Origin of the sequence: Streptococcus sp. 2579, from assembly GCF_013277195.1 — a bacterium.
Lineage (GTDB): Bacteria > Bacillota > Bacilli > Lactobacillales > Streptococcaceae > Streptococcus.
On the sequence record NZ_VMMM01000002.1, the window covers coordinates 36,969 to 61,335 of the forward strand.

Consider the following 24,367-nt stretch of genomic DNA (forward strand, 5'->3'; position numbering starts at 1 on the left):
CTTCTCCTCTCGCTTTTTCATTTTTCTAGTTATTCCCAAACTTCTTCACTCTTTCCTCAGCATACTTAATCATCTTCTCAGCCACTTCCTTATCGTAGCCAAAGCCCATCTTGTGAGCAAGGGAGTGAGCTTCTTGGTGGAAAAGTTGCATCGTAGCAAACAAAGACTTAGTAAGTTTCTCTACACTTGAAAAATCAAGCAGATTCGAGAATTCCTTTTCTTTCTCAGCAGGTAAATAGTTAAAGAGATATTTATAATTCTTGCCGACGTCTACTTTTCCCTTATCACTTGCTACCTGCCAAGCCAAAATTTTCAAGAATTCTTGTTGACAAATGCCGTAGAGATGGTCAGTGGCATAGATGACTTGCTTACGACAGATTCCTTTGACCACGTAGGCTGACACCCACCAAAATTCATTGCAGGAATTTTTAAAATCTGTCTCAGTAGCTGGATGTATCCAGAAACGCTTTGGACTGGGATAATATGACTCAAACAGGCTCTTCTCATCTTCTAAAACTATGAATTTCGACTCGCTATCTACCCATTCTTTCATGTGTTCTTTAGGGCAGAGGGTCAAATCAATGCGATTACCATCTTCAAAAAGCATAAGATTTAGACGACGATGGTCAAGAGCAACCTCTTGCTCGATAACGCGTTTGCCAAACTGGTCCAACCAAGATAAATCTGTAATCAGCTCGTCCAGATTCTCTATAACATAGACTACGTCATAGTCTTGAAATTCATCTTTTGAGACTTTTGTATCAGTCCGTGAACCAGACATGGCGACAGCCGCGACTTGTAAGGTTTCAGCAGTCTTTAAAATTACATCGAGCATTTCTGTTTCAGTTCTCATGTTTATACCCATTCATTAAAAACTAACTTAAAAAACTGTCGCTTCTTCCAGCGTAAACTTGACATTGTCTTCAATCCACTTACGGCGTGGTTCGACCTTGTCGCCCATGAGGACATTGACGCGGCGTTCGGCGCGGGCTAGGTCTTCGATTGTGACACGGATGAGGGTACGAGTTTCTGGGTTCATGGTTGTTTCCCAGAGCTGATCTGCATTCATCTCACCAAGTCCTTTATATCGTTGGAGGGTAGCGCCTTTACCGAACTGCTTGCGGAGTTCTTCTAGCTCTCCGTCCGTCCAAGCATAGGCCACTTCTTCTTTCTTGCCTTTGCCTTTGGACATCTTGTAAAGAGGCGGAAGGGCGATATAGACATGACCTGCCTCGACTAGAGGACGCATGTAACGGTAGAAAAATGTCAAGAGCAAGGTCTGGATATGGGCACCATCAGTATCCGCATCGGTCATGATAATGATCTTGTCATAGTTGGCGTCTTCAAGGGAGAAGTCTGCTCCCACACCTGCACCGATGGTATAAATCATCGTGTTGATTTCTTCATTTTTGAGAATATCCGCCATCTTGGCCTTGGCTGTATTGATAACCTTACCACGAAGAGGCAAGATGGCCTGGAACTTGCGGTCACGACCTTGCTTGGCAGAACCGCCGGCAGAGTCCCCCTCAACCAGATAGAGTTCATTCTTAGCAGGATTCTTAGACTGGGCTGGGGTCAATTTCCCAGACAGCAAGCCCTTGTCTTTTTTATTTTTCTTCCCATTTCGGCTCTCATCACGCGCCTTACGTGCCGCTTCGCGAGCATCACGGGCCTTAATAGCCTTGCGAATGAGGTTAGAAGCTAGTTCTCCATTTTCCATGAGGAAGAAGGTCAACTTATCAGCCACAATGCCATCCACAACGGGACGAGCAAGAGGGCTTCCCAGTTTGTCCTTGGTCTGGCCTTCAAACTGAAGATGTTCTTCAGGAACCAAGATAGAAAGAACAGCAGCAAGTCCCTCACGGTAGTCTGACCCTTCAAGATTTTTATCTTTTTCCTTGAGAAGCCCCGTCTTACGCGCATAGTCATTCATAACCTTAGTAATGGCTGACTTGAGTCCTGTCTCGTGCGTTCCACCGTCCTTGGTGCGAACGTTATTGACAAAGGACAGAATGTTATCTGAAAATCCATCATTGTACTGAAGAGCTACTTCCACTTGAAAACCATTATCCTCACCTTCAAAGTAGAGGACAGGCGTTAAGGTTTCCTTGTCTTCATTCAGATAAGAAACAAAGTCTTGTACCCCATTCTCATAGTGGAACTCAATCGCTTCATCTGTTCGCTTATCCGTTAAGGACAAGGTCACATTTTTCAAAAGGAAGGCTGATTCATTAAGGCGCTCTGAGATGGTATTGTATTTAAAGTCTGTCGTCGAAAAGATCGTCGCGTCAGGCATAAAAGTAACCTTAGTACCTGTCTTAGACTTGGGTGCTGTACCGATTTTCTTCAAGGTCGTAACAGGTTTTCCACCATTTTCAAAACGTTGCTTATAGACTGCACCATCACGAGTGATTTCTACCTCCAGCCAACTAGATAGAGCATTTACAACGGAAGAACCCACCCCGTGGAGACCACCAGAAGTCTTGTAGCCTCCTTGACCGAATTTCCCTCCGGCATGAAGAATGGTAAAGATAACCTCAACAGTTGGAATTCCCATAGCGTGCATACCTGTCGGCATCCCACGTCCATGGTCTTGAACCGTTAAACTGCCATCTTTATTAATGGTCACATCAATACGGTCACCAAATCCAGACAAGGCCTCATCGACCGCATTATCGACGATTTCCCAGACTAGGTGGTGGAGACCAGCACCATCAGTCGATCCGATATACATCCCTGGACGTTTACGGACCGCATCCAACCCTTCTAGCACCTGAATGGCATCATCATTATAATTGTTAATATTGATTTCCTTTTTTGACACAAGGAACCTCCTATTCGTTCATTTTTACTATTCTACAGGTTTTCTAAGGATTTTGCAAAATTTTTCTTTCTCCGGTGTGACAATTTCAGAAGTGATTCTCTGCCTTTCTTCTCCATTTCATGATATAATAGGAGTATGATTACAATAGTTTTATTAATCCTAGCCTATCTGCTGGGTTCAATTCCGTCTGGTCTCTGGATTGGACAAGTATTCTTTCAAATCAATCTGCGTGAACATGGTTCTGGAAATACCGGAACAACCAATACCTTCCGCATTTTAGGTAAGAAAGCTGGTATGGCAACCTTTGTGATTGACTTTTTCAAAGGAACCTTAGCAACACTTCTTCCGATTATTTTTCATCTGCAAGGCGTTTCGCCTCTCATCTTTGGACTTTTGGCTGTTATTGGTCATACCTTCCCTATCTTTGCAGGATTTAAGGGAGGCAAGGCTGTCGCAACCAGTGCAGGTGTGATTTTTGGATTTGCGCCGGTCTTCTGTCTCTACCTAGCAGTTGTTTTCTTTGGAACCCTCTATCTTGGTAGTATGATTTCACTCTCTAGTGTCACAGCATCGATTGCGGCTGTCATCGGAGTTCTACTCTTTCCACTTTTTGGTTTTATCCTGAGTCACTATGACCCTCTCTTCATCGCTATTATCCTAGCACTGGCTAGTTTGATTATCATTCGGCATAAGGATAATATCACACGTATCAAAAATAAAACTGAAAATCTTGTCCCTTGGGGATTAAACTTAACCCATCAAAATTCTAAAAAATAAACGCCAGTTTGAACAGAACTGACGTTTTTTTGTATGCTTATTTTGATTTGATATAGTTGATACCATCTGCTTTTGGTGCAACTGCTTTTCCAAAGAAGGCTGCCAAGACAAGAATTGTCAAGACATAAGGTGCGATTTGAAGGTAAACCGCAGGCACTCCTTGTAGGAATGGCAATTGAGAGCCGATAACAGCCAAACTTTGTGAAAGCCCAAAGAATAGACTAGAAAGCATGGCTCCGATTGGATTCCATTTTCCGAAAATCATCGCAGCAAGGGCGATAAATCCAGGTCCAACAATAGTTGTTACTGAGAAGTTAACTGAGATGGATTGAGCATAAATCGCTCCGCCAATTCCACCTAGGAAACCTGAAATGATAACCCCTAAATATCTCATCTTGTAGACATTGATTCCCAAAGTATCTGCTGCTTGAGGATGTTCACCGACAGAGCGGAGACGAAGACCAAAGCGAGTCTTGAAGAGGATAAACCAAGCAAGGAATGAGAAGGCAATCGCCAGATAACCAAGTAGACTAGTTGACTTGAAGAAGATATCACCAATCACTGGGATATTTGCCAAGACTGGGAAATCAAAGCGTCCAAAAGTCTGACTTAGGTTGTCGGTTTGTCCTTTGTTATAAAGGACTTTCACTAAGAAAACAGCCAAGGCTGGCGCCATCAAGTTCAATACCGTACCGCTGACAACATGGTCTGCACGGAAATGAACCGTCGCTGCTGCGTGGATGATAGAGAAGAGACCACCAACCAATCCTGCTACAAGCAAGGATAGCCATGGAGTTGCTGCTCCAAATTGTTCTGCAAATTCAAGGTTAAAGACAACTCCAGAAAAGGCACCCATAACCATAATTCCTTCAAGGCCGACGTTGACGACACCACCACGTTCAGAGAAAACACCACCAATACTTGTAAAGATGAGGGGCGCTGAGTAAATCAGCATAGAAGACACCAAGAGGGTGAGCAAGGTTGTAATAGACATCTTTACTTACCTCCTTTAACTTGTTTTTTCGGTTTGACAAAGCGTTCGATAAGGTAATGAACACTGACAAAGAAGATAATAGACGCTGTTACAATGCTGACAAGCTCAGACGGTACCTGCGCCGCATTCATACCAGGGGCTCCAACTTGGAGAACACCAAATAGGAAGGCTGCAAAGAGAATACCAATTGGTGAGTTGGCCGCAAGCAGACTAACCGCCATCCCGTTAAATCCGACAGCTAATGATGCCCCTTGAACATAGACGTTCTGGAAGGTTCCCAGTCCTTCAACAGCTCCACCAAGACCTGCCAAGGCACCTGAGATAATCATTGATAGGATAATAGTCCGTTTGGCAGAAATACCAGCGTATTCTGAAGCATGTGGATTAAGACCAACCGCACGGATTTCAAAACCAAGAGTCGTTTTCTTGAGCATGAACCAAATAACTGCAACAGCAATGATGGCAAAGAAAATACCAATATTCATCCGTGAGTTACCAGTCAACTCAGCCAACCAAGGTGTCTGGTAGGTTGCATTAGCACCAACACGAATGGTCGAATCTGTACTTTGCATAAAGTCTTTAGGGAAGGCATGGATAAAGGCATTCCCTACATACAAGACAATGTAGTTCATCATGATGGTTACAATAACCTCTGACGTCCCTAGATAGGCTCTCAGAATACCTGGAATCGCGCCAACAATTCCACCAGCAATCAAGGCAATCACGATGGTTGCTAGAATCATCAAGGGACGCGGCATATCTGGATGCGACAGGGCAAACCAACCACTGAGAATCCAACCTGCCAAAGCCTGACCAGGAAGTCCGACGTTAAAGAAACCTGCACGACTGGCAACAGCAAAACCAAGACCAATCAAGACCAAAGGACCCATAGCACGGAAGATTTCTCCAATCCCACGCAGACTACCAAAGGCTGTATAGAACAATTCTTCGTAGCCCCAAATAGCATCATAACCGAATATCCACATGACAATGGCTCCAAGTAAAATTCCTAGGAAGACAGAAATCAAGGGAACCGAAATTTGTTGTAATTTTTTAGACATCACTCTTCTCCTTTCCCAAGTTTCCACCAGCCATCAAGACACCAAGTTCTTGTTTATTGGTTGTTTCTGGTGATACAATACCTTGAATCTTACCATCGTGTATAACGGCAATACGGTCTGAGACGTTTAAAATCTCATCCAATTCAAAGCTGACAACTAGAACAGCCTTACCATTATCACGCTCTTCAATCAAGCGCTTGTGGATATATTCAATGGCACCGACATCCAAACCACGAGTTGGCTGACTGACGATAAGGAGATCAGGATCTCGATCAATTTCACGAGCAATAATTGCTTTTTGTTGATTTCCTCCTGAGAGTGCAGCTGCAGGCACAAATTCACTGGCAGCACGAACATCAAATTCTTCCATTAGCTTTTTAGCATAAGAAGTAATATTTGAATAGTTCAAAATTCCATTTTTACTATGTGGTTCTTTGTAGTAGGTTTGAAGGGCAATATTTTCAGAGATCATCATTTCCAAAATCAAACCATCACGATGACGGTCTTCTGGAACGTGCCCAACACTTAGCTCTGTAATTTGTCGTGGATGCAAGCCTACAATTGAATCTCCTTTTAGCTCAATGCTACCAGATTCAACCTTGCGAAGACCTGTGATGGCTTGAATCAGTTCAGACTGACCATTTCCATCAATCCCTGCAATACCAACAATCTCTCCAGCACGAACATCCAAGGACAGATTTTTAACAGCTGGGACACCGCGGTTTTCATTGACCACCAAGTCTTTAATAGACAAGACTACTTCTTTTGGTTGAGAGGCTTGTTTCTCTGTTTTAAAGGAAACAGAACGTCCCACCATCATTTCTGCTAAATCAGCATTGGTAGCCCCTGCAATTTCGACAGTTTCAATTGATTTCCCACGACGGATAACTGTAACTCGGTCAGAAACTGCACGAATCTCATCCAACTTGTGGGTAATCAAGATAATTGATTTTCCTTCTTTAACAAGATTTTTCATGATAGCCATCAACTCATCAATTTCTGATGGAGTCAAAACAGCCGTTGGTTCGTCAAAGATAAGGATATCAGCCCCCCGATAAAGGGTTTTTAAAATTTCTACACGTTGTTGGGCTCCAACTGAGATATCTGCCACTTTGGCAGAAGGATCAACAGCTAAGCCATAACGTTCAGAAAGAGCCTTGATTTCTTTGCTAGCTCCAGCGATATCTAATACACCATTTTTAGTTAATTCACTACCTAAAATGATGTTTTCAGCCACTGTGAAGGCTTCTACCAACATAAAGTGCTGGTGAACCATTCCGATTCCCAAGCTAGCCGCTTTAGATGGTGAGTCGAGGTTGACAACTTGACCGTTGACCACAATTTCACCACTAGTTGGTTCAAGAAGACCCGCTAACATGTTCATTAGCGTGGACTTACCAGCCCCATTTTCTCCTAAAAGTGCATGAATTTCACCTTTTCGTAGGTGCAGGTTGATGTTGTCGTTGGCAACAAATTCACCAAACACCTTGGTAATATCACGCATCTCAATGACATTTTCGTGTGCCATGTGCTCTTCCTTTCAGAGTCTTATTTTATTTCAATAAAACTTGCTAGTTTCTCTAGTAGCAAGCTTTACTGAGACAAAATGACTTTGTCTCAACTCTTAAAAAGCGGCCGATGGCCGCTTCCTAAGAAATAACTTCCATCCATTATTTTGCAGGAACTTTTACGCTTCCATCAAGGATTTTAGCTTTAGCATCTTCGACAGCTTTTTTACCTTCTTCTGAAAGGTTTGTTACTGCCAAGTCAACCCCTTTATCTTTCAATGAGTAAACGATCACTTGACCGCCAGGGAATTCACCTTTTTCTGCCTTGTTAGAAATATCTTTTACAGTTGTACCAACTTGTTTCAAAGTAGATGCAAGAACAAAGTTTGATTCTTTGCCATCTTTAGAAGTGTATTTACCTTCTGCTTCTTGGTCACGGTCAACACCGATAACCCAAACTTTTTCATTTTCAGGACGGCTTTCGTTGAGTGATTTTGCTTCTGCAAAGACACCAGCACCTGTACCACCAGCTACTTGGTAAACAATATCTGCACCAGCTGCGTATTGTGCTGCTGCAATTGTTTTACCTTTAGCAGCATCACCAAATGAACCAGCATAGTCAACTTGTACTTTGATAGATGGGTCTACTGAGGCAACACCTGCCTTGAAACCAGCTTCAAAACGAGAGATAACTTCTGACTCCTGCCCACCTACAAAACCAACTTGTTTTGTTTTAGTTGTTTTTGCTGCAGCTACACCTGCAAGGTAACCTGACTCATTATCAGCGAAAGTTACGCTCGCAACATTCTTTTGATCTTTAATCACATCATCAATCAAGACATAGTTCAAGTCAGAATGTTCTTTAGCTGCTTCTTCAACCGCATTGTGAAGGGCAAAACCAACACCGAAGATTAGGTTGTAACTTCCAGCCGCTTGTTGCAAGTTGTTAGCGTAGTCAGCTTCACTTGTTGATTGGAAGTAAGTGAAACCGTTATCTTTTGAAAGATTGTGTTCTTTACCCCAAGCCTGCAAACCTTCCCAAGCTGATTGGTTGAATGATTTATCATCAACACCACCAGTATCAGTGACGATTGCTGCTTTTGTCTTCACATCAGAAGATGAATCTGCCTTACGAGAAGAGCGGTTACCACATGCAGCAAGTCCAACTGCTGCCACTGCTACTAGGCCAAGACCTAGCCATTGTTTCTTGTTCATTACTGAACCTCCTAAATAAGATGTGCAACGATGTTGCAAGTATGGATTGGTTGGCCACAAGGACCGTGCCACTCAAAGAGCGACTCAGACTAATTTAAGTCTGTAAAAGAATATGGAAGTAATTCCCCGACCGTCATCTCGACCGTCGATTTATCTTTTGCGACTAAGGTCACTTTTAGATCTTGTTCAAAAAATTCGACCATTACTTGGCGACAAGCACCACATGGTGAGATTGGTTTTTCAGTTTGACCATAAACAATCAGCTCTGAAAATTCTCTTTGCCCTTCAGAAACTGCTTTAAAAATCGCTGTACGCTCTCCGCAGTTTGTCAAAGGATAGCTAGCATTTTCGATATTCACTCCCGTGTAAACACTGCCGTCTTTGGCTACTAAAACTGCTCCGATAGGAAAGTGAGAATAAGGGACATAGGCTTTCTTGCTGGTTTCAATTGCCAGTTCAATCAACTCAGTAGTCGCCATCTGCCAATTCTCCTTTTAGAATTGCTACTCCAGCTGACGTTCCGATACGGGTCGCACCTGCTTCGACAAAGGCAAGAGCATCCTCATAAGAACGAGCTCCACCAGCAGCCTTGACACCCATATCAGGCCCAACTGTTTCACGCATCAATTGAACATCTGCTATCGTAGCGCCACCAGTTGAAAAGCCAGTAGATGTTTTAACAAAATCAGCTCCTGCTTTTTGGGCTAATTGACAAGCCACAACTTTTTCTTGATCTGTCAGAAGGCAAGCTTCAATAATGACTTTCACTAACTTGTCACCACTTGCTTCTACAACAGCACGGATGTCCGATTCAACCAAGGCTAAATTACCTGATTTGAGAGCCCCAACATTGATCACCATATCAATCTCATCTGCACCATTTTGGATAGCTTCTTTTGTCTCAAAAGCTTTCACAGTTGAAGTTGTTGCCCCCAAAGGGAAACCTACTACTGTGCAGACCTTGACATCTGTGCCTTCAAGCCCTTTTTTGGCATGTTCAACCCAGGTCGGATTAACGCAAACACTGGCAAAATCATACTCCCTAGCCTCAGACAACAAACAATCAATTTGATTTTCTGTTGCATCTTGTTTTAAAAGCGTATGATCGATATATTTATTTAATTTCATATTCGGATTCTCCTGCTGTTTATGAGATAATTTCTATAATTTCTCGTAAACTTTGCACCCTATCATTTATTTTAACATATTTTTGAAAATCTGTAACTAGCTGAGGAGAAATTTTTCCATTTGTGTATACTTTTGCAACAATTTCTCCCTTTTGAACGGAATCTCCAACTTTCTTTTCAAAAACAATTCCTGTCTCATAGTCCAAGGCATCAGACTTGACTGCACGACCAGCTCCCAGTCTCATAGCATAAAGCCCAAATTCCATAGCCGGAAGAGCAGAAATGACACCCGTTTCCTGAGCAGGGATTTCCACCACATGGGCAACATTGACTGGGCGATAGAGGTCCTCCAAGTCTCCACCTTGGGCTTGGACCATCTCCTCAAACTTAGCCAGCGCTTGACGATTTTCAAGATGTTGGCGAACTTCTTCAACTGTCTTATTTATATTTGCCAGGCCAAGCATAATTTGAGCCAATTCACAGATGAAGTGGGTAATATCCTGACGGCCTTGCCCTTGTAAAATCTCCAATGCTTCAAGAATCTCCAGACGATTTCCAATCGCTCGTCCCAAAGGCTGGCTCATATCCGTAATCACTGCTACTGTCTTCCGTCCAACAGCCTTACCAAGTTCCACCATGGTTTGAGCCAATTCACGCGCCTCATCAACCGTCTTCATGAAGGCACCCTCACCGACAGTCACGTCTAGCAAAATAGCATCCGCCCCTGCCGCAATTTTCTTGCTCATCACCGAACTCGCAATCAAAGGAATCGTGTCGACAGTTGCGGTCACATCACGGAGGGCGTAGAGAAGCTTATCAGCTTTGACCAGCTGGTCTGATTGCCCAATGACAGATACTCCAATATCCTGAACCTGACGAATGAAATCTTCTTGACTGCGCTCGACTTGATAGCCCTTAATGGACTCCAATTTATCAATTGTTCCACCAGTATGGCCGAGACCACGACCACTCATTTTTGCCACAGGCACACCAAAGCTAGCAACAAGAGGAGCCAAAATCAAGGTCACCTTATCACCAACACCACCCGTAGAATGCTTGTCAACTTTCACACCATCAATGACAGACAGGTCAAACTCTTGCCCAGTCTTAACCATATTCATCGTTAAATCAGAAATTTCACGAGTCGTCATTCCTTTGAAATAGACAGCCATAGCAAAGGCAGACATCTGATAATCAGGAACCGTTCCTGACACATAGCCTTCAACTAACCATTCAATTTCACTCGAAGTCAGTTCTTGACCGTCTCGTTTTTTTTGGATTAAATCAACTGCTCTCATTCTTTCACACTTCTAAGGATATAGTATCCCTTGTCTTTTTTAAGGATTTCACAATTTCCAAACACATCTTCCATCTTAGACTTAGCACTTGGAGCCCCTTGTTTCTTCTGGATGACGATTGTCAAATCACCACCAATTTCCAAGAAATCTTTACTTTTCTCAATGATTTCATGAACCACTTGCTTTCCTGCACGGATAGGAGGATTAGAAATGACGTGGTCAAAATTCCCTTCAACTTGTTCATAGATGTTGGACTGGAAAATCGTCGCTTCTACTTTATTTCGTTCAGCATTTTGTCGCGCCAAATCCAAGGCACGATTATTGATATCAACCATGGTCGCCTGAACTCCGTAAACCTTGACCAAGGACAATCCTAATGGACCGTAACCACAGCCTACATCTAGGACTGTCTCTCCTTGGTTGACCTCAAGACACTTGAGCAAGAGTTGACTTCCAAAATCAACCATCTTTTTGCTAAAAACACCTGCATCCGTCAAAAAGGTCATTTTTTCTCCCAACAATTCTACTCTCAACTCATGAATATCGTGAGCAGCGTCAGGATTTTCTGCATAATACATTTTACTCATGAAACTATTTTACCATAATTTGACTTAAATTGTAAATCGTTTACATATCCAGAATGAGACAAAAAGATTGAAGGAAGTTGCTTTACAATAGCTCCCCTTCAATCTCTTTCAACTTTTATAAGCAAATTGTATTTCATCTAGGACTACAGTTATCATTGCCACGATAAAACACATAACACAAAGTTTATTGTCTATCATCAGACGCATTGTCAGCGCTATTTCTTTACTTTTAAATATTTCACTATCAATAGGATTCCCAACAAAATGTTTAAATAAAAACCCAACTGATAAGTTTGTGTCAAGATTTCTGAACTTGTCCAAAGTCGTAGCAAATCTTCTATCGACATGCGGAAGAAATAACCCTCTGTCGCAATCCACAAAATCAAAAATAGATAACTTCCAGCAGCAAGTCGTTTCGTCCACCGTTTTTTGAGTAGCCAAGCAATCAAGAGCGAACAGATAAAGACAGTTGTTATAATGGCATGCTCCATCAAAAAAGTAAAACCGTAATAGATTTCCACAAAGCGTCTACCATTATCCGCATTGACTCCTTTTATAAAAGGTAAGGCAAAACTTAAAATAAAACAGAGTTCCAATAGGTAAGGTTTCAAGATTTTCATAGTACACCTCCTATAAGTTATAAACCCCAAAGCCCCCTTTATAGCTGATAAGTCAGCTATAAAGCAGCTCCTACTTCATCAATAAATTGTTCATCCTCTATCTACTTATATTATATACTATTGACTTACCACATTCAAGAAACCGCTTTATTTTTTTAGCTTTTTATGGTATGATAGACAAAATATCTAGGGGAAAACAAATGACCAACGAATTTTTACATTTTGAAAAAATCAGCCGCCAGACTTGGCAATCTTTACATCGAAAGACAACACCTCCTTTGACAGAAGAAGAATTGGAATCTATCAAGAGTTTTAATGACCAAATCAGTCTTCAAGACGTTACAGATATCTATCTCCCCTTGGCTCATCTGATTCAGATTTACAAGCGAACTAAGGAAGATTTAGCCTTTTCAAAAGGAATTTTCCTCCAACGTGAAAGTAAATCTCAGCCTTTTATTATTGGGGTTTCTGGGAGTGTTGCCGTTGGAAAATCCACAACCAGTCGCCTACTTCAAATCCTGCTTTCTAGAACTGTAACTGATGCTAGTGTTGAGTTGGTTACAACTGATGGCTTTCTCTATCCCAACCAGACCTTGATTGAGCAGGGGATTTTAAATCGTAAAGGATTTCCTGAAAGCTATGATATGGAAGCTCTTCTCAACTTCTTGGACCGCATCAAAAATGGACAAGATGTAGATATTCCTGTCTATTCTCATGAAGTCTACGACATCGTACCCGAGGAAAAGCAAAGCGTCAAAGCTGCTGATTTTGTGATTGTTGAAGGAATCAATGTCTTTCAAAATCCACAAAACGAGCGTCTCTACATTACTGACTTCTTTGACTTTTCCATCTATGTTGATGCTGCAGTCGATGACATCGAGAGTTGGTATCTGGACCGTTTCTTGAAAATGCTGAGCCTAGCCCAAAATGACCCTAATAGCTACTATTATCGTTTTACACAAATGCCGATTGGGGAAGTGGAGTCCTTTGCCCATCAGGTCTGGACCAGTATCAATCTCACAAATCTACAAAATTATATTGAACCAACCAGAAATCGTGCGGAAGTGATTCTACATAAAAGTAAGAACCATGAAATCGATGAAATTTACTTAAAAAAGTAATTTTCCCTTGTCAAAACGTAAGTTTTCAGATATAATGGTATAGTTAGTAAATATGGAGGTAAGAACATTGGCAAACATTAAATCAGCTATCAAACGCGCTGAATTGAACGTTAAACAAAACGAAAAGAACTCAGCTCAAAAATCAGCTATGCGTACTGCTATCAAAGCTTTCGAAGCAAACCCATCTGAAGAACTTTTCCGTGCTGCTAGCTCAGCTATCGATAAAGCAGAAACTAAAGGTTTGATTCACAAAAACAAAGCAAGCCGCGATAAAGCTCGTCTTTCAGCTAAACTTGCTAAATAAGAAACAGTCCATAGAGGCTGTTTTTTTGTCTCCAAATAGGAAAGGGTAGAAAATGAAAATCGCAATTATCGGATATTCTGGTGCTGGTAAGTCAACGCTAGCTGAAAAGTTATCTCTCTACTACTCCATCCCAAAACTTCACATGGACACACTCCAATTTCAACCTGGTTGGCAAGACAGTGACCGTGATTGGATGTTAACCGAGATGAAAAATTTTCTCACCAAGCATGAAGCTTGGGTCATCGATGGTAATTATTCTTGGTGTTTCTATGAGGAAAGAATGCAGGAATCTGACCAAATCATCTTTCTCAATTTTTCACCATTTACCTGTCTCTTTCGGGCCTTTAAGCGTTATCTTAAATACCGAGGAAAAGTCAGAGAAAGTATGGCTAAGGGATGCCCCGAGCAATTCAACTGGGAATTTATTCGTTGGATTCTCTGGGATGGGCGGACTAAAGCTCAAAAAGAGAATTACCAAAAACTTTGCCAAGAATACTCACATAAAGTCACTATTCTTCGAAATCAGAAAGAACTAGATCAATTTCTGGATAAGAAAAGGAAGTCCTCCAATTCATAAAGAAGGGCTTCCTTTTTTGGCTATAATTATTCTGCAATCAAGGTTGCCAAACCAACCTTCATCATATCGGTGAAGGTATTTTGGCGTTCTTCTGCAGTTGTGTCTTCGTCTGGATTAACCAAACTATCAGAGATGGTCATGATAGCAAGAGCATCAACATGGTGCTGAGCCGCCAAATAGTAAAGAGCTGCCGCTTCCATTTCCACAGCCTTAACTCCCCATTTACCAAGCTCGATATTCTTTTCAAAGTAGTTTGAGTAAAAGACATCAGATGACAAAACGTTCCCAACGTGGGTTGTCATACCAAGTTCTTTGGCGATATGGTAGGCCTTGTCCAGCAAGTCAAAGCTAGCGATTTGTGGGAAATCATACTGTGGCCAGTCATTACGGACGATGTTTGAATTAGTTGCAGCTGCTTGCGCCAAAACCAATTCACGAACGTGTACATCTTCATTCAAAGAACCCGCAGTTCCAACACGAATCAATTTCTTCACACCGTAGTCAACAATCAACTCACTCGCATAAATCGAAATAGAGGGCATACCCATCCCAGTTCCCATGACAGATACACGGTGACCCTTGTAAGTACCAGTATAACCCAACATGTTACGTACTTCGTTAAAACAAACAGCATCTTCAAGGAAATTCTCCGCAATAAACTTAGCACGAAGAGGATCCCCAGGAAGAAGAATTTTATCAGCAATTTTACCCTGCTGAGCAGCAATATGGATAGACATAGTTAAGATATAAAGGGCGACAGAGAACAAAGTAAAAATAGGAAACTGACGACGCATCGCAGATGCTAGACAGTTTATCTTTTTTACACAGTTCTCCGCCCGTATTCAGTTCAATGAATACAGTTAACCCATCCTTTCTTTATTCTAAAATTTATAATCAGAAAGATACCAAACCCGTCAAAAAGCAAAGGGAAAATAGGAGTTGGGTTCAGTGAGCGATGCTCGTTAGACCAACTATCTTTTTCCCACTGCTTTTAGGGTGGGTTCAATTCCTTTCTTTCTTAATTTTGATGACAAATAGGAGAATAGCACGGGTTCAATTCAAAACCAAACTACCCTCTCTAAGTTTTTAGAAAAGTTCTCCGCTCGTGTTCAAATCAGAACATCTCGCTCTACCTTTCTTTTTTTATATTTCATAGCTAGGAAAAATCGGATTCAATCATGACTCCGATAAGCCTACTTCTTTTTTATTTCAAACAGTTATTGATAAATTGACAATAGTTTTTAATCTTTTAAGATAAATCTTTGATTAGAAGAAACGATCGTTCTCTATCTTATTACTCTATTCTTTATTCTTTGACTTCTGACACAGTATGTTAGCCCAAGAAAAACGGTCTAATATTTTTGCAAATTCATAGGCTAAAACAGCTGTTACTAAGAGATACGGAAGAGAATCTAAAGCTAGCCCAGTGAACCCTATTACTAATCCAGTTGCAGACCAGGGAGCCCTCAAGGTCACAGACAAAAAGCAAACCGATCCCAAAAGCAAAATGCTTGGCTGGTTATCCCCACCTAGAATCATTCCAAAGAGAGCAGCTCCAGCCATCCCCAAGGCAAAAGATGGCGTAAGAGTACCACCATAGGTCCCTGCCCACAGAGTAATAAGAACGACCAGTGCTTTTAGGATAAACAAGAGGAATACTGTTTTACCATTGCTAGCATTCAATACTTCCTGAGCCATCATACGTCCATTTCCAAGTAGATGTGGAAAATAACTTGCCAACCCAGCAAGAAAAAGAAAAGCTGTAGGCAATGTGAGAAGTACTCGTTTATCTTTTATCCTGTTTGAAGACACTTCTTTACTTAAGCAACCAAAAAACCAAGCTAGTGGGGTTAAGAAAAGAAGTAGCAAGGGAATAATCCACATTTCCTTTAATGACCATGCGATGGCTGGAATCTGGTAGAGAGCCTGATCTGAAATAACCAAGCCTGCTGTATAGGTTGAGACATAGGTAGTCAAACCGACTAAGACAACTCGTTTAATAGATAGAGCAATTCCTAGAGTTTCAAAAACAAAGAAGACACTTGTTAATGGAACCTGATAGACAGCTGCTAAACCAGCACCAGCACCACAAGCAAGGAGAAAAATTTGATCCTTCTTAGAGAGAGAGAACATATTTTTCCAATTGGTCCTGCAAATAGAGTCCCAATCTCTCGTGGCGCAGCTTCTTTACCAATAGGTGCTCCCCCTACAACTGCAATAATCTGCCAAATTGAATGAAATAGCTGTTTTAAAAAATGAAGTTTGTATTGTGAAGTCTCATCCTTCATCTGCGCTTTAATGGAAAAAATCTGTGATTTTTTTTGCAAGAAATACCAGACCAAGGATGAGCTGGCACCCACGATTATTAAACTTAATCCTATCCGCGACGAGGAAACTCCATCTGTCAAGAATACAGTTTGATGCTCTGATTGACCAAAAGCTATCTCCTCTATTATCTTTAAAAGATAATGTAGAAAAATACTCCTCAATTCTTTTAACATAGTAATAATTCAGCAAAAACGGCTTTAAGTAAGCCTTTAAAATCACCTTTAACACACTCAGTCACTTCTATAACCTCTTCGTGGTTAATCTCTTCTTTGAAACCAGTAGTATAGTTAGTAATACATAAAATTCCTAGAAGTTTCAAACCCGAGTAGGCTACAACAATAACTTCAGGAGCAGTTGACATTCCGACCACATCTGTTCCAAGCATCTTATAGGTACGAATTTCTGCTCGTGTTCAAATTAGAACACGCGCTCTACCTTTCTGTTTTATTTTTTTCTTTCACAGAGAGCTACCTGAGTTCCGGACAAACTCAGGTAGTTATATTATAAACTAAATTATCTAACTGTCATTGTATCATCAGATTACAAGACATCGTCATCAGAAATCTTAGAATTCAATGTTGTTCCCCAATGGGTAATTTTACGGTGGGGTTGAGCTAAAATTGGTCTATTTTCATAGATTGTTTGCCATCTATTCCAGATAAGACCTGTTCTCTTTTCAATCTTAATTCGCAGATTTCTCATATTTTCTTTGATTGGGAGGTTGAGGACAAAACCTGCAGTCTGGTTGCGACCGTTTCCTTCCCAAGAACGACTACGAACAACTTGGTTTCCATCTTTGTCTACTGTAACTTCTTCCCAAGTTATAGAGTAGCGAGCAATGTAAGCTCCACTATGTTGAATTGTCAATGTTTTATCTTTCACAGGCGTCTGACTGATTGGTTGAACTGGCTTAGAAACTTGTGTCGCTGTCTCACCATTCGTAGCGATAAAGCGGAAAACTTCTACTTCTGCAAGACTGAGGGCTTGATTGTTCTTACGTAGTTGCACACGAACACGGCGTCCCAATTTCCCATTTAATTGAACATCCAAGCTCGTTCCGTCAAGTTTAGAAACATACTGTCTAGCAACTTCTTTCCCTTTTTCATCATATAAAATCACATCAAAGTCTGACAGACGTTTAGAAAGCTCGCCATCCCCACGGTTATGAAGGCGAACAAGTCCTACCTGTTCTGTACGACCTAAATCAACTTCCCACCAAGGCTGGTTTTCAAATTTTGTATGGGTAATTGATTGCTGGCTATAACTACTATTGGTATTGCCATCCAAGGCTCGACTAGCATCTCCACCAAAATCAGTAGAACTTTGCTTAGCTTGTTTTTTCCAAGCGATATTCTCAGCACGATATACTTGGACTTCTGCAAGACTGAGGGCATTATAGCCTTCTAGCTCAATCCGAACATAGCGCGCTTTTTTATGGTTAATCGCAATTTGTGCTGACACATCTTTAAGAGATGTTATTCGTTTTCTCTCAATTTCTTTACCAGAACTGTCTAAAAGAATGACATCAAAGTTTGCCAATCTATCCTGGGCAGTGTCTGTTCGGTTGTAAATATTGATTTGGCGAATGGTTTCTTCTTTAGCCAAATCTACTTGCCACCAAGGCTTGGATTGGAAGTTGGTATGAGTGACAGAATTGTGACCATAGTTACCATCAACTTTGCCATCCACAGCTCTTCTAGCATCTCCTCCGAAAGCTGTCGAACTTTGAGTAACCTGTTTCCCTAAGGCAATATTTTCCATTGGTTCAGCGCTTGGTTGACTAGAAGATTGAGGCAGAGCCTGTTTCTTAAAGAATCGCACTTTATCCAATTTCGGATCACGATAACCATGTTTATCCAAGGTAGCTCGTTTACCAATATTAAAGTTAGGAATATCATTCATTCGACTTTCAAAATAGCCACGAGAACGGTGTTTAAAGCGTGAATTACCTGTAAATGTAACAATATCACGATCATTATGAATCAATGGAGTCACAACATTATCATTATCAACTACATAATGCTTAATTTTTCCACTAACAGCTAATTTACGGCTTTCCAAACCAACATCCCAGAAACCATTCTTAGCATTCCAAACAGTTCTGGAAGTAATCACTTTAGGCGCACTGAAAGTCGTCACTTTCCTCAATACATGGTTATAAAAGTCAGGATATTTTTGGTAAGCTTCAACCGCTGCAATCTGAGCTAGGTAGCCTCCAAGAGAATGACCTGTCATATACAACTTGGTAATACTTGTATCCTTAGCTAATTCCCCAACAACCTTGCGGATATCATCCGCTTGAGCTGGTTTATTTCCACCTAATAAAACCAAATCTGCACTTAAGTCCTTGGCGTCATTAACTCGCGTTCCACGAATAGCCAACATGTGCACCGTTCCATCTTTGAGATAAGGAAGGTCGCTCTTGGTCTCAAATAAGAAAGCATCCAGACCACTATCTGTATGGTAGGCTTTTTTCATCTTCCAGAAAGGAGCCAATTCATTGTGCATGAGTTTGTATTCTTGACGGTCAAGATAGAGACTAGGGAAAGGATTCTTATGATCTAAAATTTTCTCAATATAATCATCGTCTCGATAGGCTAACTCCATAAAGAGAAGAGAATCACGGTCTGTGACATACCATTCTTTCTTATTGTCATCTTCTCCATCTGACAAACCATCCCCATCACTGTCTGCTAGCAAGGGATGACTGTTATATCCTAGATAATCCTTACCATCTTTGTTGTACACATAAAGTTCATCTTTGTTTTTGATGCCATCTTGGTCATCATCCCCTTCCAAATCAAGAACTTTTTCACCATAGAGAGATTCATCAATCAAATCATTTTCTAAATGCAATTCCCCTTTGGAAATCTTCACCAAATCTTCTGCTGTTAAAGAACGAGTATTTGTTGGTTTTTCTGTCACAACTTCTTCTTTAGTTTCTTCTACAGGAGCATGAATAGGTGAGTCTTGAGCTGGCTCTGTTATCTCTACTTTTGACTCTTCCCTTTTGTTTTCAAGAACTTCACTTGCTTCTGGAAGCGTTTGAGGAGTTAGTCTTGGCTCCTCTCTAAGAGGAGTTTCTAGTTTTGGAGCAACATTTTCCGGCTCTCTCAATTCCTCCTTAGAATCTAGCACTCTTGTTGCCACTTCAGATGTTACATCTTGTTTTAGTTCATTGGCTGAAATTCCAGCTGGAGCTAGAAATGCGAAGCCGACTGCAACAGATACAACTCCGATACTTAATTTTTTTATGCCAAAGCGCATAATTCGTTGACCAATTTTCATTATTTCTTATCTTTCTTTTCGTTTATTTGTAAGCAGACTCAAGCAAAATCTCATTGTGCTATATATGATAAGACTGAGAAATTCAGAAAGTAAATTCATTCTTATCTCTTCTTATCATACTAGTCTGCTTGGCTAGGAAGCTAATGCTAGTATCCTAGAATCTTGTCTTTCACAATGCTAACTATCAGACTCTTTCAGTTACAAGAGTAGGAAGAAACCCATAGTCTACCTATGTTTCTTCTTTGTTCCGAATAGTCAATTATGAAAAGGTAGAGGTATTCCCCCTTTTAAATCTTTTTTCTTACAATTCAGCAAGAATAGCTTTAAGCAAGCCTTTGAAATCACCTTTGACACGTTCGGTTACTTCTACAACTTCTTCGTGGTTGAGTTCTTCTTGGAAACCAGCCGCAAAGTTAGTAATACATGAAATTCCTAGAACTTTCAAGCCTGAGTGGGCTGCCACGATCACTTCAGGAACCGTAGACATACCAACTGCATCTGCTCCCAGTGTCTTATAGGCACGAATCTCTGCTGGTGTTTCATAAGTTGGACCAGTAACGCCGATATAGACACCTTCATCAAGCTTGATACCAAGTTTTTGGGCCACTTCATGGGCAGTAGCACGGTATTCTGGTGTGTAGGCCTTAGACATATCTGGAAAACGTGGACCAAAGTCATCCAAGTTTTCACCCATCAATGGATTTTGCCCCGTCATATTGATATGGTCTGAGATAGCCATCAAAGTACCAGGGCCATAACCAATACCACCAGCTGCATTGGTTACAATGACACCTTCACATCCAAGAACTTTCATGACACGAACTGGGAAAGTCACCACTTCCAGAGGGTTCCCTTCGTAGAAATGGAAGCGACCTTGAAGAGCCAAGACCTTGCGACCTGCCAGTTCACCATATACCAATTTCCCAGCGTGACCAACTACTGTAGAGCGGCCCCAGTTTGGAATCTCAGCATAGTCTACTACAACTGGATTTTCGATTTCTTCTGCCAATTCTCCAAGCCCTGATCCAAGGATTAAACCAAACTCAGGCGCTTGGATTCCTTTTTCTTTCAGGAAAGTAGCTGTTTCCTTGATCTTATCTAAAAATGTCATTGTGTGTCTCCTCTATTATTTTTTAGCATTTGACCGATTTTGTCAAAAGTTTTAGCATTGCGAATAGTAATGTGGCGGTAGAAAGGCATCTTGAGCAAGTACTTGTGATAGGCAGTCTTAGAGTAGGTTTCCTCAGAGAATTCCCCCCAGAAAATACCAAGTTTTCCAAAATGAACGACCTCATCTTTCATCTCTAAACTCTCAACTGTCGTGATGACTTGCTCCACATCCAAACCCTCCGTGTAAAAGAGAACGTCTTTTCTTGCCAAGTCTTCATTCCACCAAGCTGGTAGACTCTCAAGTTCGTCTTCATAGTCTTCTTGACTCAGTAAAGAAAAGCTTTGAATAAATGGATAATTGACTGCAAAGAAAGTCTCTAATTTTTCAACCAATCGAGCTTTTGGTTCTGTCGAAGTAAAGAAAATATTGCCACTGTTGATGTAGCTTTCAACCTTTTCAATTCCCAACTCTGTCAATTCTTGCCGAAGCTGCGCCATAACAACTTTATTTTTCCCACCTACATTAATGCCCCGAACAAGTAAAGCATATCTCGTCATCTTATACCAATTTATCTAAGAAACTTTCACCAATCATGGCAGTTTCAACACCAAAGTTATCGGCAACAGTCGCTGAAATATCTGCAAAATGTCCTACTGGAATGACACCATTTCCTTTAAAAGCAGGACTGTAAGCCAAAAGTGGGATATATTCGCGAGTATGGTCTGTTCCTGCGTAAGTTGGGTCGTTCCCGTGATCCGCAGTAATCAAGAGGAGGTCATTCTCTCTCATGGCTGCGATAATTTCAGGTAAGCGTTCATCAAACTCATGCAAACAATCACGGTAGCCATGAGCATTACGACGGTGGCCATAAAGGGCATCAAAGTCAACCAAGTTTGTGAACGAGAATCCTTTTTCAAACTCAGCAAGGCCCATGGTCTTCAATAGTGTATCAATTCCATGGCTATTTGACTTGTTATGGCCCATGTCGTGGTTGATACCAGCACCGTTAAAGATATCGTTGATTTTACCAACAGCATAAGTATCGATACCAGCTTCATTCAATTTATCCAAAACAGTTGGTGCAAATGGAGATACCGCCAAGTCACGACGGTTTGCAGTACGAGTGAAGTTACCTGGTTCACCTACATAAGGCCGAGCAATGATACGTCCTAGAAGGGCTGGGCGCTCAAGAGTAATTGAACGAGCGTATTCACAGATACGGTACAATTCGTCCAAAGGAATAATATCTTCGTGGGCAGCAATTTGCAAAACAGGGTCAGCTGAAGTATAGATAATCAACTCTCCAGTTTCCATCTGACGTGGTCCAAAATCATCGATAACGGCTGTTCCTGAGTAAGGTTTGTTAGCTTCACGAATGACCTTACGTCCTGAAAATTCTTCGATTTTTGTCAAGATTTCTTCTGGAAATCCGTTCCAGAAAGTATCGAAAGGCTCAGTAATGTTGAGTCCCATGATTTCCCAGTGTCCAGTCATGGTATCCTTACCAAGAGATACTTCTTCCAATTTTGTTGCATATCCAGTTGGATTGCTTTCAGCTGCTACAGTCTTAAGAGGAGTTTTACGAGGAATATTTCCTAGACCGATTTTAGCCATGTTTGGCACATTCAGACCAACTGTTTTTGAAATGTGTCCCAGTGTGTCAGAAGCTCCATCTGGAACCCCTGCATTGACAAAGTTATTAGCATCTGGTGCTGCACCGATTCCTACAGAATCCAGTACCACCAAATGAATACGATTAAATTTAGACATCTTATGCCCCCTTCTATTTTTCTTTTCTTGAGGTTACAATCTGAACCCCATCTCGTCCAGCAACGATGACCTTATCCACCATTTGGTTGAATAAACCGTGTTCTACGACACCAACGACATGGTCCAATTCTTGTCCGAAAGCAATTGGATCTTCGATGACATCCAAGGCAAGATCGATGATAAAATTCTGCATATCGGTCACAAAACGTTGATCGTCTTTTTCACGGAAGCTTGGTTTGTAGCCAGCTCGTTCAAAATGACGAAAGACCTGCTCTGCACCATACTGAACCACTTCTACTGGCAATTTAAAAGCACCTAGTTTTTCGACCAGCTTGCTTTCATCCACCACCCAAATATATTCTTTTGATGGTGTCGCAACAACCTTCTCCATCAGAAGAGCACCACCACCGCCTTTGATTCCGTTAAACTGACTATCAACTTCATCCGCCCCGTCAACCGTCACATCAACCAAGTCTACTTGGTCAATAGACTTGAGCGGGATATTAAGGCCTTCTGCCTGTTTAGTGGTCACACTAGAAGTTGTTACAGCTGTAATCTGCAATCCTTCTTCCTTGATACGACGACCGATTTCTTCGACAAAATAATAGGCAGTCGAGCCTGTTCCAAGTCCAACGACCATTCCATCGCTCACGAACTCAGCAGCCTTGATACCTGCCATTTTCTTCAGATTTTCCACCGATTTACCTCCATCATTCTCAGTTCTTATTCTACTATGAAACCGCTTTTTATTCAAGTAAAAACATCAAATCTACATTTTTCATCAATCTTTCTTTAAAAATATGCATTTTCTTTTTACCAAACGAATAAAAATGAGTTTATCTTTTATGTATTTGATTTGTTCATCTCTTTCCAGTTCCAAAAACAAGACCTTAACTTTGATACGTCTAGTTTAGCATTAAAGCAGGCGCATTTCAAGAATCATAAATCAAGAGAAGGAAGTAGGTTTCTCTGTCTATTTTAAACAAATTTATCTTCGCTTACCCTCTCTTGTTGACAAATAATTTTCATTACTTTAGGAAGACAATTACTAATCTCCGTTGGCAAAACCACATACTGTTCTTGAGCTAGTTCTTGGGCAATAGCTGAATGAAGATGGGTCGCTACTGTCACACGTTCGTAGAGACTGGCCTGTCGGAATTGGCCTGCAAATCCTGCAATCATTCCAGCAAGCGTATCTCCCATTCCCCCAGTCGCCTGATAGGGACCGCCAACCTGTAACTGGTAATAATCAGACTGACCAGCTTGCCAAATACGAGTAGCTGGGCCTTTCTCCACCAAAATTGTTCTTTGAGGGAAGGAAGTTAGGGCACTAGCCGTTGCAGCTTCCTTTTGCTTTTCAATAGCAATACCAGACAGCTTTTCCCATTCTTTTTGGTGGGGAGTTAGGATAAGCTGGTTAGACGGAAACGACAAACTTATCCTAGCAATGATAGTTAAGGCCCCTCCGTCTACAATCAAAATCTGATTCTTTTTTAAGCTAGCAAAGACCTGTTTTACTATATTTTCTCCAAAAGTATCGTCTCGTAAACCAGGCCCCAGCAAGACAACTTCTGCCTTCTCCAATTGCTCTTTTAACAATTGCTGGTCTTGAAGAGAAAAGGCCATAGCCTCAGGTAAATGACTGTGCAAAGCTGGGATATTTTCCCTATCTGTTCCAACAGTCACCAAACCAGCCCCACTTTTAACAGCTGCCAAAGCAGCCATAATGATGGCGCCACCATAAGGATAAGTCCCACCAAGCAACAGCAGACGACCATAGTTTCCTTTATGACTTGTACGAGAACGTTTTATAATGACTTTTTCTAATAATGCTTGCTCAATCACTCTCATCGTTTT

22 protein-coding genes and 2 pseudogenes are annotated in these 24,367 nt (G+C 41.3%); 4 read left to right on the top strand and 20 right to left on the bottom strand.

The window, feature by feature from the left end; genetic code table 11:
* Window positions 1-25 precede the first annotated feature (25 nt).
* Together HT725_RS00555 and parE are read right to left on the bottom strand one after the other, a co-directional pair.
* On the bottom strand, window positions 26-853 hold the full coding sequence (locus HT725_RS00555) for an aminoglycoside 6-adenylyltransferase (protein WP_173217575.1): 828 nt from the start codon (window positions 851-853) through the stop codon (window positions 26-28).
* 27 nt (window positions 854-880) lie between these two features.
* On the bottom strand, window positions 881-2,824 hold the full coding sequence (parE, locus tag HT725_RS00560) for a DNA topoisomerase IV subunit B (RefSeq protein ID WP_054392735.1): 1,944 nt from the start codon (window positions 2,822-2,824) through the stop codon (window positions 881-883).
* Window positions 2,825-2,959: 135 nt separating this feature from the next.
* On the opposite strand from parE, the gene plsY reads away from it, so the two are divergent.
* Window positions 2,960-3,601 carry a glycerol-3-phosphate 1-O-acyltransferase PlsY gene (plsY, locus tag HT725_RS00565; protein ID WP_173252870.1) on the top strand — a complete coding sequence of 214 codons (642 nt, stop codon included), beginning with the start codon at window positions 2,960-2,962 and terminating at the stop codon, window positions 3,599-3,601.
* A 37-nt stretch (window positions 3,602-3,638) separates the two neighbouring features.
* Here plsY and HT725_RS00570 read toward each other — a convergent pair whose 3' ends face one another.
* From HT725_RS00570 to HT725_RS00610, 9 genes are all read right to left on the bottom strand, one after another.
* Window positions 3,639-4,595 carry an ABC transporter permease gene (locus HT725_RS00570; protein WP_000029124.1) on the bottom strand — a complete coding sequence of 319 codons (957 nt, stop codon included), beginning with the start codon at window positions 4,593-4,595 and terminating at the stop codon, window positions 3,639-3,641.
* A gap of 2 nt (window positions 4,596-4,597) precedes the next feature.
* Window positions 4,598-5,656 (bottom strand): ABC transporter permease, encoded by a 1,059-nt coding sequence (locus HT725_RS00575; RefSeq protein WP_023942990.1) that lies wholly within the window; start codon window positions 5,654-5,656, stop codon window positions 4,598-4,600.
* Window positions 5,649-7,184 (bottom strand): ABC transporter ATP-binding protein, encoded by a 1,536-nt coding sequence (locus tag HT725_RS00580; protein WP_173217581.1) that lies wholly within the window; start codon window positions 7,182-7,184, stop codon window positions 5,649-5,651. The genes HT725_RS00575 and HT725_RS00580 overlap by 8 nt, the downstream gene beginning before the upstream one ends.
* Before the next feature lie 142 nt (window positions 7,185-7,326).
* On the bottom strand, window positions 7,327-8,379 hold the full coding sequence (locus HT725_RS00585) for a BMP family protein (RefSeq protein WP_049524889.1): 1,053 nt from the start codon (window positions 8,377-8,379) through the stop codon (window positions 7,327-7,329).
* Window positions 8,380-8,468: 89 nt separating this feature from the next.
* Window positions 8,469-8,858, bottom strand: a complete 390-nt coding sequence (locus tag HT725_RS00590) for a cytidine deaminase (RefSeq protein WP_000246098.1) — start codon at window positions 8,856-8,858, stop codon at window positions 8,469-8,471.
* The gene (deoC, locus tag HT725_RS00595; RefSeq protein ID WP_054392738.1) at window positions 8,845-9,507 is read right to left on the bottom strand and encodes a deoxyribose-phosphate aldolase; all 663 of its coding nucleotides are present in this window, start codon (window positions 9,505-9,507) and stop codon (window positions 8,845-8,847) included. Before deoC ends, HT725_RS00590 begins: the two co-directional genes overlap by 14 nt.
* A gap of 19 nt (window positions 9,508-9,526) precedes the next feature.
* The gene (locus HT725_RS00600; protein ID WP_173217583.1) at window positions 9,527-10,804 is read right to left on the bottom strand and encodes a pyrimidine-nucleoside phosphorylase; all 1,278 of its coding nucleotides are present in this window, start codon (window positions 10,802-10,804) and stop codon (window positions 9,527-9,529) included.
* Window positions 10,801-11,391: a class I SAM-dependent methyltransferase gene (locus HT725_RS00605; protein ID WP_319946291.1), complete on the bottom strand. Its 591-nt coding sequence runs from the start codon at window positions 11,389-11,391 to the stop codon at window positions 10,801-10,803. Before HT725_RS00605 ends, HT725_RS00600 begins: the two co-directional genes overlap by 4 nt.
* Before the next feature lie 215 nt (window positions 11,392-11,606).
* Entirely contained in the window at window positions 11,607-12,011 is a 405-nt protein-coding gene (locus tag HT725_RS00610) for a hypothetical protein (protein WP_173217585.1), read from the bottom strand.
* Window positions 12,012-12,211: 200 nt separating this feature from the next.
* Between HT725_RS00610 and coaA the strand changes: the two genes are divergently transcribed.
* The 3 genes from coaA (at window position 12,212) to HT725_RS00625 (ending at window position 14,013) form a co-directional block, all read left to right on the top strand.
* Complete coding sequence (gene coaA, locus HT725_RS00615; protein WP_173217587.1) at window positions 12,212-13,132, top strand: type I pantothenate kinase; 921 nt, start codon at window positions 12,212-12,214, stop codon at window positions 13,130-13,132.
* A 67-nt stretch (window positions 13,133-13,199) separates the two neighbouring features.
* Window positions 13,200-13,436 (top strand): 30S ribosomal protein S20, encoded by a 237-nt coding sequence (rpsT, locus tag HT725_RS00620; protein WP_001274000.1) that lies wholly within the window; start codon window positions 13,200-13,202, stop codon window positions 13,434-13,436.
* Between the two features lie 52 nt (window positions 13,437-13,488).
* A complete protein-coding gene (locus tag HT725_RS00625; protein WP_173217589.1) occupies window positions 13,489-14,013 on the top strand; it encodes a DNA topology modulation protein in 525 nt (174 codons plus the stop codon).
* A 26-nt stretch (window positions 14,014-14,039) separates the two neighbouring features.
* Here the strand turns inward: HT725_RS00625 and deoD are convergent, their stop codons facing one another.
* The 9 genes and pseudogenes from deoD to HT725_RS00670 form a co-directional block, all read right to left on the bottom strand.
* A complete protein-coding gene (gene deoD / locus HT725_RS00630; protein ID WP_173217591.1) occupies window positions 14,040-14,750 on the bottom strand; it encodes a purine-nucleoside phosphorylase in 711 nt (236 codons plus the stop codon).
* A 562-nt stretch (window positions 14,751-15,312) separates the two neighbouring features.
* Window positions 15,313-16,493 (bottom strand): annotated as a pseudogene (locus HT725_RS00635) (chloride channel protein); the annotation flags it as partial.
* Between the two features lie 14 nt (window positions 16,494-16,507).
* Window positions 16,508-16,753, bottom strand: a pseudogene (locus HT725_RS00640) (purine-nucleoside phosphorylase); the annotation flags it as partial.
* 128 nt (window positions 16,754-16,881) lie between these two features.
* The gene (locus tag HT725_RS10375; RefSeq protein ID WP_173252871.1) at window positions 16,882-19,629 is read right to left on the bottom strand and encodes a thiol-activated cytolysin C-terminal domain-containing protein; all 2,748 of its coding nucleotides are present in this window, start codon (window positions 19,627-19,629) and stop codon (window positions 16,882-16,884) included.
* A 301-nt stretch (window positions 19,630-19,930) separates the two neighbouring features.
* Window positions 19,931-20,740 carry a purine-nucleoside phosphorylase gene (locus tag HT725_RS00650; protein WP_112443522.1) on the bottom strand — a complete coding sequence of 270 codons (810 nt, stop codon included), beginning with the start codon at window positions 20,738-20,740 and terminating at the stop codon, window positions 19,931-19,933.
* Entirely contained in the window at window positions 20,737-21,297 is a 561-nt protein-coding gene (locus HT725_RS00655; protein WP_166736656.1) for a DUF1697 domain-containing protein, read from the bottom strand. Before HT725_RS00655 ends, HT725_RS00650 begins: the two co-directional genes overlap by 4 nt.
* A gap of 1 nt (window position 21,298) precedes the next feature.
* Entirely contained in the window at window positions 21,299-22,510 is a 1,212-nt protein-coding gene (locus HT725_RS00660; protein WP_166736655.1) for a phosphopentomutase, read from the bottom strand.
* Window positions 22,511-22,523: 13 nt separating this feature from the next.
* Window positions 22,524-23,207 carry a ribose-5-phosphate isomerase RpiA gene (gene rpiA / locus HT725_RS00665; RefSeq protein WP_166736654.1) on the bottom strand — a complete coding sequence of 228 codons (684 nt, stop codon included), beginning with the start codon at window positions 23,205-23,207 and terminating at the stop codon, window positions 22,524-22,526.
* A gap of 281 nt (window positions 23,208-23,488) precedes the next feature.
* Window positions 23,489-24,361 (bottom strand): NAD(P)H-hydrate dehydratase, encoded by an 873-nt coding sequence (locus tag HT725_RS00670; RefSeq protein WP_173217595.1) that lies wholly within the window; start codon window positions 24,359-24,361, stop codon window positions 23,489-23,491.
* Window positions 24,362-24,367: the final 6 nt, after the last annotated feature.